The organism is Vibrio sp. 1731 (assembly GCF_033339955.1).
GTDB classification, from domain to species: domain Bacteria; phylum Pseudomonadota; class Gammaproteobacteria; order Enterobacterales; family Vibrionaceae; genus Vibrio; species Vibrio alginolyticus.
In genome coordinates, this window is sequence record NZ_JAWOVO010000001.1 from 99170 (window position 1) to 115308 (window position 16139).

Annotated in this window: 12 protein-coding genes; 1 reads left to right on the forward strand and 11 read right to left on the reverse strand. The window is 45.1% G+C overall.

Annotation, left to right across the window (positions count from 1 at the left end; all coding sequences use genetic code 11):
- Window positions 1-67: 67 nt before the first annotated feature.
- Window positions 68-799: a Sir2 family NAD+-dependent deacetylase gene (gene cobB / locus R7035_RS00410; protein WP_005377522.1), complete on the reverse strand. Its 732-nt coding sequence runs from the start codon at window positions 797-799 to the stop codon at window positions 68-70.
- A gap of 118 nt (window positions 800-917) precedes the next feature.
- Here cobB and R7035_RS00415 point away from each other — a divergent pair, with 118 nt between their 5' ends.
- Window positions 918-1091, forward strand: coding sequence for a hypothetical protein (locus R7035_RS00415; protein ID WP_169695108.1), 174 nt, complete (start codon window positions 918-920; stop codon window positions 1089-1091).
- Window positions 1092-1123: 32 nt separating this feature from the next.
- On the opposite strand, the gene R7035_RS00420 is transcribed toward R7035_RS00415, so the two are convergent.
- The 10 genes from R7035_RS00420 to R7035_RS00465 all read right to left on the reverse strand — a co-directional run bounded on the left by R7035_RS00420 (window position 1124) and on the right by R7035_RS00465 (window position 15909).
- Complete coding sequence (locus tag R7035_RS00420) at window positions 1124-2344, reverse strand: ammonium transporter (protein ID WP_262651995.1); 1221 nt, start codon at window positions 2342-2344, stop codon at window positions 1124-1126.
- 342 nt (window positions 2345-2686) lie between these two features.
- Window positions 2687-3574 (reverse strand): immunity 49 family protein, encoded by an 888-nt coding sequence (locus R7035_RS00425; RefSeq protein ID WP_258478519.1) that lies wholly within the window; start codon window positions 3572-3574, stop codon window positions 2687-2689.
- Window position 3575: 1 nt separating this feature from the next.
- Complete coding sequence (locus R7035_RS00430; RefSeq protein WP_318145917.1) at window positions 3576-7961, reverse strand: RHS repeat-associated core domain-containing protein; 4386 nt, start codon at window positions 7959-7961, stop codon at window positions 3576-3578.
- A gap of 423 nt (window positions 7962-8384) precedes the next feature.
- Entirely contained in the window at window positions 8385-8801 is a 417-nt protein-coding gene (locus R7035_RS00435; RefSeq protein ID WP_005377532.1) for a membrane protein, read from the reverse strand.
- Window positions 8785-9837 (reverse strand): formate dehydrogenase subunit gamma, encoded by a 1053-nt coding sequence (locus tag R7035_RS00440; protein ID WP_064353916.1) that lies wholly within the window; start codon window positions 9835-9837, stop codon window positions 8785-8787. Before R7035_RS00440 ends, R7035_RS00435 begins: the two co-directional genes overlap by 17 nt.
- Window positions 9838-9851: 14 nt before the next feature.
- A complete protein-coding gene (fdh3B, locus tag R7035_RS00445; RefSeq protein WP_005377536.1) occupies window positions 9852-10460 on the reverse strand; it encodes a formate dehydrogenase FDH3 subunit beta in 609 nt (202 codons plus the stop codon).
- Window positions 10461-10471: 11 nt separating this feature from the next.
- Complete coding sequence (locus tag R7035_RS00450; RefSeq protein ID WP_318145918.1) at window positions 10472-13327, reverse strand: formate dehydrogenase subunit alpha; 2856 nt, start codon at window positions 13325-13327, stop codon at window positions 10472-10474.
- A gap of 10 nt (window positions 13328-13337) precedes the next feature.
- The gene (locus R7035_RS00455) at window positions 13338-13538 is read right to left on the reverse strand and encodes a twin-arginine translocation signal domain-containing protein (protein WP_005396171.1); all 201 of its coding nucleotides are present in this window, start codon (window positions 13536-13538) and stop codon (window positions 13338-13340) included.
- A gap of 73 nt (window positions 13539-13611) precedes the next feature.
- Window positions 13612-14238, reverse strand: a complete 627-nt coding sequence (locus R7035_RS00460; protein ID WP_318145919.1) for a molecular chaperone — start codon at window positions 14236-14238, stop codon at window positions 13612-13614.
- A gap of 9 nt (window positions 14239-14247) precedes the next feature.
- Window positions 14248-15909: a 4Fe-4S dicluster domain-containing protein gene (locus R7035_RS00465; RefSeq protein ID WP_262651998.1), complete on the reverse strand. Its 1662-nt coding sequence runs from the start codon at window positions 15907-15909 to the stop codon at window positions 14248-14250.
- Between the last annotated feature and the right edge of the window lie 230 nt (window positions 15910-16139).

Here is a 16139-nt window from a genome sequence, read left to right on the forward strand (position 1 = left end):
AAAAAGCGGCTCATGAGCCGCTTTTTTGCTCTTAATGACAAGACAAAAACTCTTCCTGTTGAAGTTATTACGCTCTTTCTTTTCCTTCTAGAGCCAGTATCTCGTCAACTAATTTTGGAACCTCAACGCTTGCTTTTCCGTAGCGTTTTTCCTCAAATTCACTTTCTACCGCACTAGGTTCTAGGTTAATTTCAATGGTATGTGCGCCGTGCATTTTTGCATCATGAACAAAACCTGCTGCGGGATACACAACGCCAGAAGTCCCAATCGAAATAAACAAATCTGCTTCTTCTAATGACGCGTAGATATCACCCATTCGCAGTGGCATTTCACCAAACCAAACAATATGTGGTCGCATTTGTGAAGGGATCTGACAACAATGACAAAGCTCGCCGGTCTTAATGTCCTCATTGTGCTCTACTACTTGGTTAGATTCACTACAGCGGGCCTTGAGCAACTCACCATGCATGTGAATCACATTCTGACTGCCTCCTCTTTCGTGAAGGTTGTCTATATTTTGAGTGATGACCGTCACTTTACCTTCTAACTCAGCCTCTAAACGACCCAATGCTTCATGCGCTGCATTAGGCTTTATCGCATTATCTTGAAGTTTCTTGCGGCGTTGGTTGTAAAAATCTTGAACAAGGTCCGGATCGCGAGCAAACCCTTCAGGCGTTGCTACATCTTCGATACGGTGATTCTCCCATAGGCCATCTTGCGCACGAAATGTTTGAATACCAGATTCGGCCGAGATACCTGCACCAGTAAGTACTACAATATTTCTATAAGGGAAATTCATAACTCATCCTTGCTGTTTTTTCATTAGCTTAACACTGAAAGAATAGCAACAGTAGTAATATGGATTAGACCATAGTCGTAATGGTCACTATTAGAATTACAATTTAAGAGGAACAGCAATGAGACAAGTATCTCTAGCGTTTATATTGCTTATGACTTTGGCAGGCTGTCAACTTACCAATGTTGAAGGCGAAGTCGATGATGTAAAGGTAAGAGTCAGCACCAATGATGATGACCATCGAGGTAATGGTAATTTCTGTCCTCCGGGCCAAGCCAAGAAAGACAATTGCTAAAAGAGCGGCTTTATGCCGCTCCCATATTGGCCTCAATCCTCGTTGGTCGAAGATATTTTATGAATGGCTAGGTCAGCGCCATTGAATTCTTCTTCTTCTGAAAGCCTTAGTCCCATACTGGTATTAATCGCGCCGTAGACTGCAAGCGCCCCAAGCACTGCGATGGAAAGGCCCAAAAGCGTTCCTAGAAGCTGAACGATAATGCTCACGCCACCTAGCCCACCCAATGCGCTTTGACCAAAAATCCCAGCGGCAATACCACCCCAAGCGCCACATACACCGTGTAAAGGCCAGACACCTAGCACATCATCAATCTTGGTTTTGTTTTGTAGGTGGGTAAAAAGATAAACAAATAGCACGCCAGCAATCGCACCTGTCACTAAAGCACCGATAGGATGCATTAAGTCTGAGCCCGCACATACAGCAACCAAGCCAGCTAGTGGGCCGTTATGAATAAAGCCAGGGTCATCCTTACCAGCCAACAGTGACGCGACAATACCCCCGACCATTGCCATCAATGAGTTCATAGCCACCAAGCCACTTATGCCTGACACGGTTTGAGCTGACATGACGTTGAAGCCAAACCACCCCACACATAAGATCCAAGCTCCCAAAGCCAAAAACGGAATATTCGAAGGTGCAAAGTTGGTGTGCTTTCCTGCTCGAACTCTGCCTTTTCTCATGCCCAAAAACACGACGGCAACAAGCGCTATCCAGCCGCCAACACCATGCACAACGACTGAACCTGCAAAATCGTGGAAGCCATAACCAAAGGTATTTTCAAACCAAGCTTGAACACCAAAGTTTCCGTTCCAGATCATTCCCTCAAATAGTGGGTATACAATACCGACAGTGAAAAATGTTGCGATTAAAATCGGATAAAAACGAGCTCGTTCTGCGATACCACCTGAAACAATAGCGGGAATCGCTGCAGCGAAGGTCAGCAAGAAAAAGAACTTCACTAACTCGTAACCATTGCCTTGAGATAATGTCTCAGCATCAGCGAAGAAGGTGCCGCCATAAGCGACCCAGTATCCAATGAAAAAATACGCGATGGCGGATATACCGAAATCGGCCAAGATTTTAACTAAAGCATTAACTTGGTTCTTTTGGCGCACGGTTCCTACTTCAAGAAAAGCAAAACCAGCATGCATCAAAAAAACCATGATTGCGCCAAGTAGTAAGAAAAGTGTGTCGGAACTTTGCGTGAGAGTTTGTACAGCGCCGTGTACCTGATTGGCAGTTACACTCATTATGATTGTCTCCGTTGATCTGTAGCGCACTTATCCTGTGCATCAAAGTTAGGCTCATCACCAATTTGGTGAACTTAATTTATAGAGCGTCTAACAGAGCAATTCTCATTCCATAATTTATATTTCTAACACTTACGCTTTAATTTATTGTTTTGTATGAACTTTAATAAAATTACGTATTCTTGAAATGGTGTTTAACATGCTAATAAATGCACCAATATGGTTTTAGTGCACCAACACAATGCGCACTATATGGTTCAACAAACAGCAAACTCTCTACCATAAACGTAAAAGCCACCCCATGAGAGGTGGCTCATATACGGAATTGCTAACTAAAGGGGTTTATCGAGTGATCTTCCCTGCTTTTACATCTTCTAACCAACGTCCTTCGACAAGATAGGGAGGAAGCCAACCAGTTTCAACAGATAGACGGTTGCCTTTGTCGTACCACATGCAAGCCATGCCAAGCAGAGGGAAGTTGATAAAAGTTCTGATGCCTATCCTATCTGGTCCTAATTCTCTAAGATGATATTTCTCTTGGAACTGTAGGTTTTTAACGAGCGCTTCCTCAAAATCATAACCAATATTAGTAGTGAGCGCTGCGAAGGTTTCTAGGATCCCCATCGCAATTTCCAACGCCCAGTTATTCCCTTGAGCTACCGCTGCGTCCATTGCTGCAACCAGCTTATCAGGATAATCCGGTGTGCGGTTGTGGAACGACTGAATTACGTCTACTAGCATATAAGACAGCTCACCCGCTTTGGTAGAGCTCTGCCTCATCAAAGAAATTGGAAAGTTCGCCAATACGTCCATACTTGGCCTGTCACGCACAATTGTCGATATGAAATACATATCAATCCATCTATTAGGATTTATGCACCCCGTTTTTAAAATGCCTTCCCCGTCCCACTTTACTTCAGGATAGTCGAGAATCTTGATAGTTAATTCATCATTGGGATTCATAGCAAGTCGATGATAACAAGCGCCCATTAGAGAAGTTTCGTAAAGACGTAATGTACAAATTTGTTCGTCTTCATGCGAGGTTTGAAACCAGGTATACCAGCGAACCTGGTCAATGGCGAAATCACCAAGACTGACCAGGTTTTCCCGCCTGATTTTAAGACCTTCTTTTCGCTGATCTAGTATCTTATTGATAAATTCTTTCTCAGAAGAAACTCCACTTTCACTCAACTCAGGGTTTGCTTTGCGTTCTACAACTTTACTTTGCATTTTAACTTAGTCCTTTGGAATCAATTTTAAATTCTGCCACTTCTACTTTTACATCTGAGACATTCCCACCTTCAGGGATGTTTGCTTGAGTATGTATATATCGAATAGGTATACCGAACGAAGCTGCATGTTGAATTTTTCTTGCTGTTATTTTTTCAGTCGTCCCTTCCTTTTTTTCAGACATTAGGTTGGTGATTTCTGCAGTGTATTCCGTTGTCCCTTGCTGATATGCCATATTTCCAATCTTGCGGCTGCCCAGCGGGCTGCTCCCTCCTTTGGCCTCAACAATTATAATTTCACCTGGTGGCGGCTCTTCCACCTCGTAAACCATATCAAAATCGCCCGGCTTCGAAATTGAGGTTCCAATATCTTTGGGATGAAGCAGCTTAGCGTTAGGACGTTTACTCCGGACAAAGTCATCCGCGGCCAACTCACCTATTTTTGCAGACTGTTGGTTAATATTACCAATTTGAGCGTTATATCCCTCTTCGCCAGATCGAGCGTCCATTGCCTCTTGACGCTCTTTCAAGCATTCATCAATTTTTGCTTTGTTTCTTTCTGTTAGCTCATAATCACTCGTATTGAGTTCAGAGTTTTCTTTATACTCTGCTTTATTCAGCACAAGATCTTCAGTGAAGATCGTACAACCTTCCTCTCCACCAACTTTCTCTGAGTCAAAAACATGCGCATTTACAAACTCCTCAATCCCAACAACATACTGCACTTCGTGTCTGGTGCCATCTGAGTGATTGATATGACGATAAAAAGTAATCTCGTTTCTTTCGCAATCAATATGGTCTAAATCGTATTCATATCGAATATGATTTTTACCTTTGGGTTTTCGGATTTTGACTTGCGAGCGAACGCCATCTTCTCCGACGGATGATTCTTTTGCAGCTTCTAAAATCTGATCGCAAACCTCTTGGGGGACATCGCTTTGCGCCTGATACGCTGCCAACATTTGACCCAAGCGTTTTAGCCCTTCTTCACAAAGGAAACCTGTTGGATCAATCCACTGGATAGGATTGACTGCATATTGGTAATGGTTAATGCCACCAGCAATAGATATCGGATCTTGTTGGATAAAGCGTCCTAGCTTAGGATCGTAATACCGAGCGAGGTTGTAGTGTAAGTCGGTTTCTTGATCGAAGTACTGCCCTTGAAAACGCACTGGATTTACTACTTTTTCAATATGTACATGAGCAAAGCCATGAGCATCGTAGCTGGCACTCCATACAACATTCCCCTCGCAATCGATCAGTCGCTCTGGTTTACCAACTTGATCGCACTGGTACCAATAAATAACGTCATTTTCTAGCAGTGCCACTGGCGTGTAGGTTTCTGGTTGATATAGGTACCAGCGGAAAGCACATGAAGAGCGTTCACCAATTAAACGTTCCCCTTCCCACAAGAACTCCGTAACGCCTTGTTGTGTAATTTTCTTCGTCCTGCGCCCTAATGCATCATATTCATATTGACTGATGCCATCGTCAGTGTGAACTTCAATGAGCTGATTTAACGCATCAAATACGCGAGTCTGAACATGTCCTTGCCCCTCACGTTTTGTCTGGTTTCCTTGCGCGTCATATTTGAACCGAACACCATCGTGTACTTCAATACGATCAGCGAATACCTCTGAAGATGGCAAAGTAGGATTGCCAAAACTATCGTATTCAAATTTAGTCACTTCTCCGGAAGCATTGACTCGTTTCAGTTGCCCTAAGGTATCGTACTGATAGTGCGTTGCTCCTGCCGTATTATCAATGATTGATGAAATACGGTTTTGCGCATTGTAAACGTACTTTTTCTCTCTATCAGGCCAATGTTGTTCGACCAAACGACCAACACCATCATAAATGATGCGCTCATTAAAATGTGCCGTTTCAATTTGGGAAACTCGTCCCATTTCATCGTAATGAAATTTGATTTGAGGTAAATCTAGGTTTCCAAATCGAATCGCTGAAAAACGCCCATATCGATCATAAGAGAAGCTCAGCTCCGTATTATCTGGCAGTACCTGAGATACGCGTTGGCCAACTCTGTTAAACTCCTGCGCTATCTCAAACTGACCTTGAATTCGCTTTGTTAAATGCCCGAATGAAGAGTATTGGTATTGCAATGTTTGATGGCGATTGGATGCGAAAGTAAGTCGCCCACCAAGCGTATAATTGAAGTGGTTCTCTACAATACTGCGACCATTTCCTGCTTTGACGTGCTTGAGATAACCCGCAGCGTCATAGCGGTACAGCACGGTCCTATCGGCGACTTGCTTACGATGGATGCGCCCCATATCGTCATAATCCAATTGGCTTTGTAGATTATCAAAGCCAACAGTTCCTGATAGCTGGCCTTCATCGTCATACAGGAATTCGAACTCTAAGCCGTCACTCCGAACTAATTTAGTCAGGTTACGTTGTTGATCGTATTCGTAAGAAATATGGCTGCCATCGGGAAAGATGACTGCTTCTTGTTGCGCGAGTGCTCCCCATTGATACGAGGTAATGCCTGCTGGCGTTCGAATCTGAGCAACACGGCTGTGCTCATCGTAAGAATATTCTTCGCTATAACCGACTTTGTCTTCGTCGTTAAAATAACGAACTGATGTACGCCTGCCAAATTGATCATAAGCGAGTTGAGCAATACACCCATCGGGATAAGCAACGCCATTCACTAAATCTTCTTCATTGTAGCTATAACGAAGTAATGTACCGTCTATTTCATTCGCGATAAGTCTTTGTTGTTCATCCCACCACCACTGACTTTTCTTACCATCTTCAGACTCTTTTTTGACGACTTGACCGTGTTTATCGTAATCATACTCCGTGACACAGCCGAACTGATCGGTATCCCAAACTCTTTGACCGAGACTATTGTAGTAAGCCTTCTCGATATCCCCGTCAGGTGAAACCGTTTTAACTAACTTACCTAAGCCGTCATAGCCATATTGAATTTCTTTGCCAGAGGAATGAAACTTAGAAACTAATTGACCATGCTGATTATATTGATAATTGACCGTTGACTGATCAGGATAGATAGCTTGTGCTTTTCGTCCTAATTCATCATATTGCCATCTCCAAGTTCTACCTGTGGGGCTTATTTTCTCAAGTAGGTTACCCTGCTCGTCATGCAAGAAAGACCATTGATTATCTAACGAGTCAGAATAAGAAGAGTGATTTCCTTGATAATGGAAGCGATAGTCATAAATTCCTGCGTCCCCAACGTTTCTGATGCACTTCGCTTTTGCACCTTCGCCATCCCATTCAAAATAATGAGTAAAGCCAGTTGGTCGTACACGCTTAACAATTAAATGGCCGAGGTATTGATACTGTTCCTTTAGGCCCAAATGATTAGTTGCACTGACCAAATCATCGTGCTCATCATAGGTATAAGTTGCCAGAACTTTTTGGGACTTTGCATTAAGCAGTTCTACAAGGCGTCCTTGCTTATCATATTGACATTCAAGAACCGGACGCTTGTTATATGCGATCTCGATCAATCGATGGTTTCGAGAATACTGCAATTGAAACGTTGAAAACGTGCCATTTCTAACTTGTTTAACAAGCCAGCGATCATCTTTTTGTTCAAATCGATATTGATGCCCATTAGCGAGCGTCACGATCCGCGTTGCTGAATTTAGGAAATAACAGCTCGCACCAGCGTATATCTGGTAACTTGTTGCTCCAATATCTACTGGCTCAAATTCTGTGATATTGGCCTTATCGTCAACAAACTCCCAAGCGATAACATTGTCTTTCTCGTCCGTCTTTTCGCGTAATTCAAACTGAAATGCATGTCGCCAACCAAAGCCCATTCCATGATTTACATCCGACTGCGAAGAGCGGTAAGTGCGCTGCCAAGTAGTACCTTGTTGTAGCTCGATATCATAGAGTTCGAGAATTTCTTCACCCGTCACAAGTGATACAGGATCACCGGCTTTCTCATGTTTTTCGCTGCTTTGTTGCTGAGGCTTGGCGGATGCGGCACTTCTGCCACTCTTTTTATTCGACTTCCCCTTTCCCTTCGATGGTTTTGCATTGACGGTATTTTGAGTTGGTGGAGGCGTAACCGCTGACGAGAGTGCGTAGTTTTCGCCGGTAGGTACAATTCGAGCGACATGCAAATAACCGTTCACCAAAGCATTGGCAAACGTTGAATTATAGTGTTGGGAAGTAAGCTCACCGTCAGGTATGTTTGGTTTGAATTGACCAATCGCATAGAACAAGTCCTCGACAGAGCGAAGGTCAAGCTCACCAAAGCTCTCAAGAAACTCTATTGCCTCTTGTTTGGTCACGAATGTTTTAGGTTCGCCGCTAGTAAGTAACTGACCAGAGAAGTGATAACTTTCGCCAAAGCGATTCGTGATAGGAATGACGAATTGAGGGATCATAGCCGTAACGTGTTTGTCCTTTTCTTACCTTGCCGCATCATTTAATGCTCGTTTCGCTCTTTTTATTTGTGAGAGCAAGATGCCTTAATCAAACATCCTCCGATAGAGATTCCTCTGTATGCGTAGACTGAATGTATTGATGGCAATTTTCACGTATGCAACTCTTTGAATTTCTGAGCGCAGCGTACTTTAACGGGACGATGAATCCTGAGTAAATGAACAATAGCGTGAGTGAGACTAATGTCTCATCGTGACGCGATTTTTTTACATGTTTCTTACTTAACTATGATTTTCTGCCCAGTTACGTAAATTCACTCAATAAGTTGCATCAAGTATCACCACTGCGACTCAACGCTTCATATTTGAGACAAAACAGCAACAAAAAAACCGCCTATTACGGCGGTTTTGCTTAAAGAATACTGATTAAAGGTTTGGACCTGTCGATGGTCTGTGTGGTTGGTTATTGAGCAGTTGCTGCATCCCTTGAAACATTCGCATAAACCACACCAAGATGGCTAATGCAGCAAACACCATCCCTACCCAAGGAATAAAGTAAGCGATGGTTTCAAGCAAAGTACTATGCAACCAATAATCACTCACGCCAACGAGTACACCGTTAGAAGTCGCGACGGTGACGATCAACACAACAAAAAACGTCAGGTAGAGAAAGAAGGTACGAATTAAACCGTAGTAATGAGAAATCACTACGTCGCTGTCCTCCCCCTTATCCAAACGGTAACCCGCATAGATAATTGCGATAACGCCTGAGATCAGAAACGTAAACGGGGTCAGACAGCTCAGGATGTACGCAACCCAAATCCCGTTATGAGGTTTGTTCATTCGCTTTCGCTCCTTTTACTTCCGTTTGTGCTGTATCTGTTTCACCCATCGCTTCTTTGGACTTCACTTCCTCATACCAAAGATCGTGATGCTCTTTCGCCCATGTTTCATCAACTTCACCTGTCACCATGCCTTCTAGCGCACCTTCCATACCGAATAGACCAATATAGATGTGGAAGATAAAGCCACAGATTAGAATCAGCGCCGAAATCGCATGAACTAAGTTAGAAAGCTCCATGTCACGGCGAGTTTGGCCAAAGATAGGAAAGTCCAGAACTAAGCCACTCACTGCCGCGATAGCACCAAAGAAGATTAACAACCAATAGATTGCCTTCTCACCACCGTTTGAGAAACCAGCTGACGGATGTGTGCCTTTGTATTTACCAACCATGCCGCCCATTTTCATAAACCAACGAACATCTGTCATGTTTGGAATCGACTTGCGCCACCATTTAAAGAGCACGAGCATCAGTAAAATGAAGAACAATGGTCCCATGTAATTGTGGTACTGCTTCGCCAACATGACGATAAAGCCCCAGAACTCAGTAGGAACGTACGGTTTTAAGAAGTGCTTACCGTAAACCAGCATCAAACCACTGAATGCCAGCGTTAAGAATGTAAACGCCATACTCCAGTGAAGCGCGCGGTCTAAACGAGACCAACGCTTCATTTTTTTACCAGTACGCGGCTTGCTAAGCATCAAAGGACCAACGAATACGTAAGCCATGATTACCATTGCAATACTGCCGAAAATCGCGACAGCACCCGCTGGAGACATCCATTTCTCTTTTAGAATGTACCAAGTCTCACCAGGTTTACTGATCAATACGCCATGTTCTGGCGATTGAGACGTGGTGTAGCCTTCTTGCCCCTCTCTGACTTCGCGCCAATAGTCTGCCCCGGCGAGTTGCGTGATCTCCTGTTGAATAACTTTAGAAGATTGTTCCTCTGCTGAAGCAGGCATTGCGAAAGTCAGCAGCAATGCTGTCATCATTGACAGCATTGCTAAAGATGCACGTTTAAGCGTGTTTAACATGTGCCTCTCCTTACTTAGCTTTTCGTCGCATCGTAAGAAAGATCGTTTCCGTCTGTCCAACCTGCGTTTTTCGCGCCGCGTTCTACCACACGTTGACGGAAAATGTCAGATACTTTCTCTGCGTCACCCGCAAGCAGCGCTTTAGTTGAACAAAGCGATGCACACATCGGTAACTTGCCTTCTGCGATACGGTTCGCACCGTATTTTTGACGTTCTTCCTCAGAGCCAGGCTCTGTTTCTGGGCCGCCCGCGCAGAAAGTACATTTATCCATTTTGCCACGTTCACCAAACGCTTCTTGTTTAGGAAATTGAGGTGCGCCAAACGGACAAGCAAACAAACAGTAACCACAACCGATACACAGATCTTTATTGTGAAGAACGATGCCGTCTTCGGTATGTTCGAAACAGTCTGCTGGACAAACTGCCATACAAGGTGCATCGGTACAGTGCATACAAGCAACAGAGATAGAGTTTTCACCAGCTTCACCGTCGTTTAGTGTTACCACGCGGCGACGTTGAATGCCCCATTCAAGCGCATCGTCGTTTTCGTTCTTACATGCAGTAACACAGCCGTTACACTCGATACAGCGTTTGGTGTCACATAGAAATTTCATTCGTGCCATTGTCAGACTCCTTACGCTTTACGAATGTTACATAGGGTTACTTTGGTTTCCTGCATCAAGGTAACCGGGTCGTAACCGTAAGTGGTTGCCGTGTTAGCCGATTCGCCAACAACGTAAGGTTGTGTACCTTCTGGGTATTTAGGGCGTAGGTCTTCACCTTCGAACTTACCGCCAAAGTGGAACGGAATGAACGCCAAACCAGGTTTCACACGACGTGTTACCATCGCTTTCACCTTGATTCGTCCTTTCTCTGCACCTTCAACCCAAACATCATCACCATCTCTAAAGCCAAGATCGTTCGCGTCTTTCGGGTTCACTTCAACAAACATTTCTTGTTGAAGCTCGGCAAGCCAAGGGTTTGAACGCGTCTCTTCACCACCACCTTCGTATTCAACCAGACGGCCAGAAGTCAGAACGATTGGGTACTCGCCCGATTTGTCTTGCTCTTGAATGGATTTATACAACGTAGGAACACGGAAGATTGCATCTTTGTCTTCCCAAGTTGGGTAATCCGTTACAAGGTCACGACGTGGTGTGTAAAGTGGTTCACGATGCAGTGGCACACGGTCTGGGAACGTCCAAACAATCGCACGCGCTTTCGCGTTACCAAATGGAATACAACCGTGCTTGATCGCGACACGCTGAATACCGCCAGAAAGGTCAGTCTTCCAGTTTTTACCCTCTGCTGCCACTTTCTCTTCAGCAGTTAAGTCGTCCCACCAACCAAGTTGTTTCAACAACTTGTCAGTGAACTCTGGGTAACCGTCTTTGATTTCACAGCCTTTCGAATAACTGTCTTCTGCAAGAAGGCTCTTGCCTTCAAATTCCACACCAAAGCGCGTACGGAAGTTACCGCCACCTTCTGCAACCGTCTTAGACGTATCGTACAGAATGTGTGTACCTGGGTGTTTCATTTCTGGTGTGCCCCAGCATGGCCAAGGTAGACCATAGGTTTCACCGTTGACAGGGCCACCTTCCGCTTCCAATGTGGTTTTGTGGAACGTATGCCAGTTTTGTTGGTGCGCTTTCAAACGCTCTGGGCTTTGGCCTGTGTAACCAATCGTCCACATGCCTTTGTTGAATTCACGCGTTAGGTCTTCAATCACCGGCTGGTTGTTTTCAACACGGATGTTTTTGAACAGAAGATCGGAATAGCCCAGTTTCTTCGAAAGCAGGTACATGATTTCGTGGTCTGGTTTTGATTCAAACAAAGGTTCAATCACCTGATCACGCCATTGTAGAGAGCGGTTAGATGCGGTAACGCTGCCGTGTGTTTCAAACTGTGTTGTTGCAGGAAGCAGGTAAACGCCGTCGGTACGGTCGTTCATTACCGCTGCAACCGTTGGGTATGGGTCCACAATCACCATCATGTCCAACTTCTGCATCGCTTTTTTCATCTCAACACCACGTGTTTGAGAGTTAACTGCGTGTCCCCAGTAGAACATTGCACGGATGTTTTCGCGTTGACGAATGTTGTCTTTGTTTTCCAGTACACCATCAACCCAACGAGATACAGGAATACCTGCACTGTGCATTGGTTTCTGACCGCTATAAGCGTTGTCATCGAAACGACCTTTGATCCATTCGTAATCGATTTCCCACACTTTTGACCAATGACGCCAAGCGCCTTCAGAAAGGCCGTAGTAGCCCGGTAGCGTGTCAGAAAGTACGCCAAGGTCGGTTGCGCCTTGTACGTTATCGTGACCACGGAAGATGTTTGCGCCGCCGCCTGATTTACCAATGTTACCAAGCGCTAGCTCAAGCACACAGTAAGCACGTGTGTTGTTGTTACCAGTAGTATGCTGAGTACCACCCATACACCAAACAATACAGCCTGGGCGATTTTCAGAAAGCAGTTTTGCTGTTTGGTAAACGTCTTCTTCACTTACGCCTGTTACGCGCTCAACTTCTGCTGGCTTCCATTTCGCCACTTCAGCACGGATCTCATCCATACCGAATACACGTTGACGGATGAACTCTTTATCTTCCCATTGGTTTTCGAAGATGTGCCACAGCACACCCCAAATGAATGCTACGTCAGAACCTGGACGAAGAGAAACGTAGTGAGCTGATTTCGCAGCAGTACGCGTACGGCGAGGATCCGCTACGACGATCTTACAGTTGTTCTTCTCTTTTGCGATCAGAATGTGCTGCATCGCTACTGGGTGTGCTTCAGCTGGGTTTGAACCAATGAATAGCATCGACTTACAGTTGTGCATGTCATTGAAAGAGTTGGTCATCGCACCGTAACCCCAAGTGTTCGCTACACCCGCCACGGTTGTTGAGTGACAAATACGCGCTTGGTGGTCAACGTTGTTCGTACCCCAAAGTGATGCCATTTTGCGGAACAAGTACGCTTGTTCGTTGCTGTGCTTTGCGCTTCCCAAGAAGTAAACCGAATCAGGGCCGGACTCTTTACGGATGTCCATCACCTTGTTACCGATTTCTTCGATCGCTTGATCCCAAGAAAGCTTTTTCCACTTCCCGTTTTCAAGCTTCATTGGGTATTTTAGACGACGCTCACCGTGACCATGTTCACGCAGTGCTGCGCCTTTTGCACAGTGACCACCGGCGTTAAATGGGTGGTCGAATGCAGGCTCTTGACCCGTCCAAACACCATTTTGAACTTCTGCGTAAATACCACAACCCACTGAGCAGTGAGAACAGATAGTACGTTTTATTTCTGTTTTCGCTTCTGGATCGACTGATTTTGCTTGCGCTTTTTTCATCATTCCCGGTGCGAATAGACTAGCACCAACCACTGCGCCACCAGCGGCAAGCGAAGTGTTTTTCATGAATGCACGACGAGATACACCAAGCTGGTTCGTTTCTTTGCTCACACTGTCGGAGCGTTTGACAAGTTTCATCCGTTATCTCCTAAAGTGTGTCGTAGTAATCGCGAATGTGTTGTGTTTCACGATACCCTTTCTTCTTCACGTCTTTTTCAGAAGGCTCAACCGTTTCTGAAGCAACGGCCACTTTCGTGGTTCCCGCAACAACAGCACCAGCAACGGCAGCGGTTGTGAAGCCTTTTAGGAGATCCCTACGGCTTGTGTTTATTTCTTTATTATCTTTCATCATTGCTTCCTTACCTTACGGTAGATCTTTGGAGACTCATGCCTCTCTATCGATATGACCAAGTACTGCTCGATTACTCGTAATCAGTGACGTTTTTCACATCAATTTTTAATTTGTTCTTACTGCTTTTGGTGTTCACGCTAAAGCGCACTTGCTCTAACGTTAAAAACGCATCGCAAAGCTGTGCAGCTGGCTTGTAGAAGTTCACGCTTTCCGCGTTCTCTAGTTGGCGCGTAAAAGATTGGAACCAAGGGGCGATGTGTTTGTTAAACACCGCTTGTTGAATTTCTTCCTCTTCACCCGTCAGCATTGCCATCACTTCGCACAGTGCAGAAATATGGTCTTCAGGCTCTTTCACGTTCTCTTCTCGTTCGATGCCTAAAAGATCCAAATCGCGACGAATTTCCGCTAACGGTTTTTCCATCATCGAGCCAGTGCGATGCCAAGATCCGAATGGCACAACTTCACCACGTCCAATGCCAATAAACAGATCTTGATATTCTTCTTCTAACGCTTCTCGCTGCGCTTCGTTCGCGGCTTGTTGCAGTGCGAGCCAAGCTTTTTGCATCGCGCTCTCAGACGGTTCAATTTCTAGCGATTTCAGGAACGTCAGCATTTCATCACTAGGCGCACTACGAAAAAGTGCAGATAGAACGAGATAAATGTCTGTTCTCAGTGTTTGTTCTTGTTGTGTGTCCACTGCAAGCTCCTAGTATTTCAGTTGTTTCATTGGGTCTTCTGCCATCGACTCAAACATGTCGATCACACGGCAGTCTTCACACATCGCGATACGATTGATCGCCGCTTCATCAGAGAAATGAGAGTGACCGCGTAACTTGTTTTGTAGCATGTCTATCATCGATTGCGGAGCAAAAGGCTTGTGACAACGAATGCACTCGGCTGCCTTTTCTTCATGAATCACAACCGCTTTCTGGCGTTCTTCTTTCACCCAGTTCATACGAGGCGTAAGCGTCAGCACTTTCTCTGGACACGCTTTCTCGCACAGCCCACATTGAATGCAGTTTTGCTCGACGAATTTAAGCGACGGAGATCGACCGTCCGTATGCAATGCACGTGTTGGACACACCGCCACACAGCTCATACACAACGTACAATCTTTACTTTCACAAGAGACTGTGCCGTAAGGTGCGTTCGCTGGAAGTTCAACAATGTTCTCAACTGGAATACGTGATGCGGACAACGCATCCAACGCCGTAAATAGACGCTGACGTTTGTTGCCTTGCAAGTCTCCTAATGCCAAATCAAAAGACTCGGTACAAAGTGTCGGAGCACCTTCACGTAGTGACTCTAGATACAGAATGTCGATGGTTTCTTTGGCGATACCAAGCTGACCGAGCAGCTCTTGAGCAATACCTACTTCGCTATTAAGCACACGAATAATGGTTTGAGGCATAAAACGTGAAGCCGCAAACAGCACCTGAGTAGCACCATTCACAAGCGCGGCGAACCAAGTATCAATACCAACCGAAGGCAGTTCTTCCACCACAATTGGAATCACATTATCTGGCAGTGCTTTTAGTGCCATCACGTTGTAGCTCTCGTGGCGAGAACTGCAAATCAATACGATAGGATCTAAACCACCCGCTTGCTCATAGTTGGCGAGCGTACGTTCAATAAACTTTTGCGTATCTTCAGGGTTTGGCAGTGCGTAATGAATCGCTTCTGTCGGACACGCTGTAGCACAAGTACCCACGCCTTGACATAGGTATGGGTTGATCTCGATGCGATGGCCCGTTTTGTCGCTGCCTTCACTCGATAGTGCCCCTGCCGGACAAGCATCCACACACCGTTCGCAACCTTTTACGCCACGAGAGCTGTGTGCACATAAATCGGTATCTAAACGGAAGAATTTCGGTTTATCGAACGTCCCCATTAAGGTTGGAATCTCTTCCAACGCTTCAGCCAGTTTCGGATAGCCACGACCTACTGGGTAGTAGCCCGGTACTGGGACTTCTTCCGACATGCAGCTGTTAAGGCAAAGATCGAGTACGATATCGAAACAATCGCTATTGATCGCGACCTTGGCAAGATTGTTGGTCGAACCATGATTTTCAATCAGAACTTCAAACGTACCTAAGAACCCTGAAACCTGAACCGAATTGGCGTAATAAAGCTCGGGATTTGTGCCCTTTTCGCCATCGGTAGAAAGCAGCGTTAGGCTGTTCATTTGCGACAATTGCGCTGCCGCACTTTCGATGATTGCTGTTGGGCCCACAATCAAAGTATTACCGCCGCTTTCATAGCTTACGGTTGGTGGAATAAGATTGGTCAACTCTACGGTATTTTCGAAAGCGTACAGCCTCGCTTTACCGTTATTGGAAGTTGCTTGTTCTAATAATTGTTTCAGCATTGCTCAATTCCATTTATGAACATGGATAGTCTTTTCCATCTCTTAGTGTAGTTAGCGCCGGAGATTCTGCTGATTAACTTATCAATGAGCATTCTTATTCCGCCATCAATACTACGCAGTGCGTCCGTACTAACTTCAACCAGATTGGTATTGAGCAACAGATAGCAAGTGTCATGCCAATAAAATATCAACTAAAAAAATCAATAGGTTATCAATTTTACTGACAAATA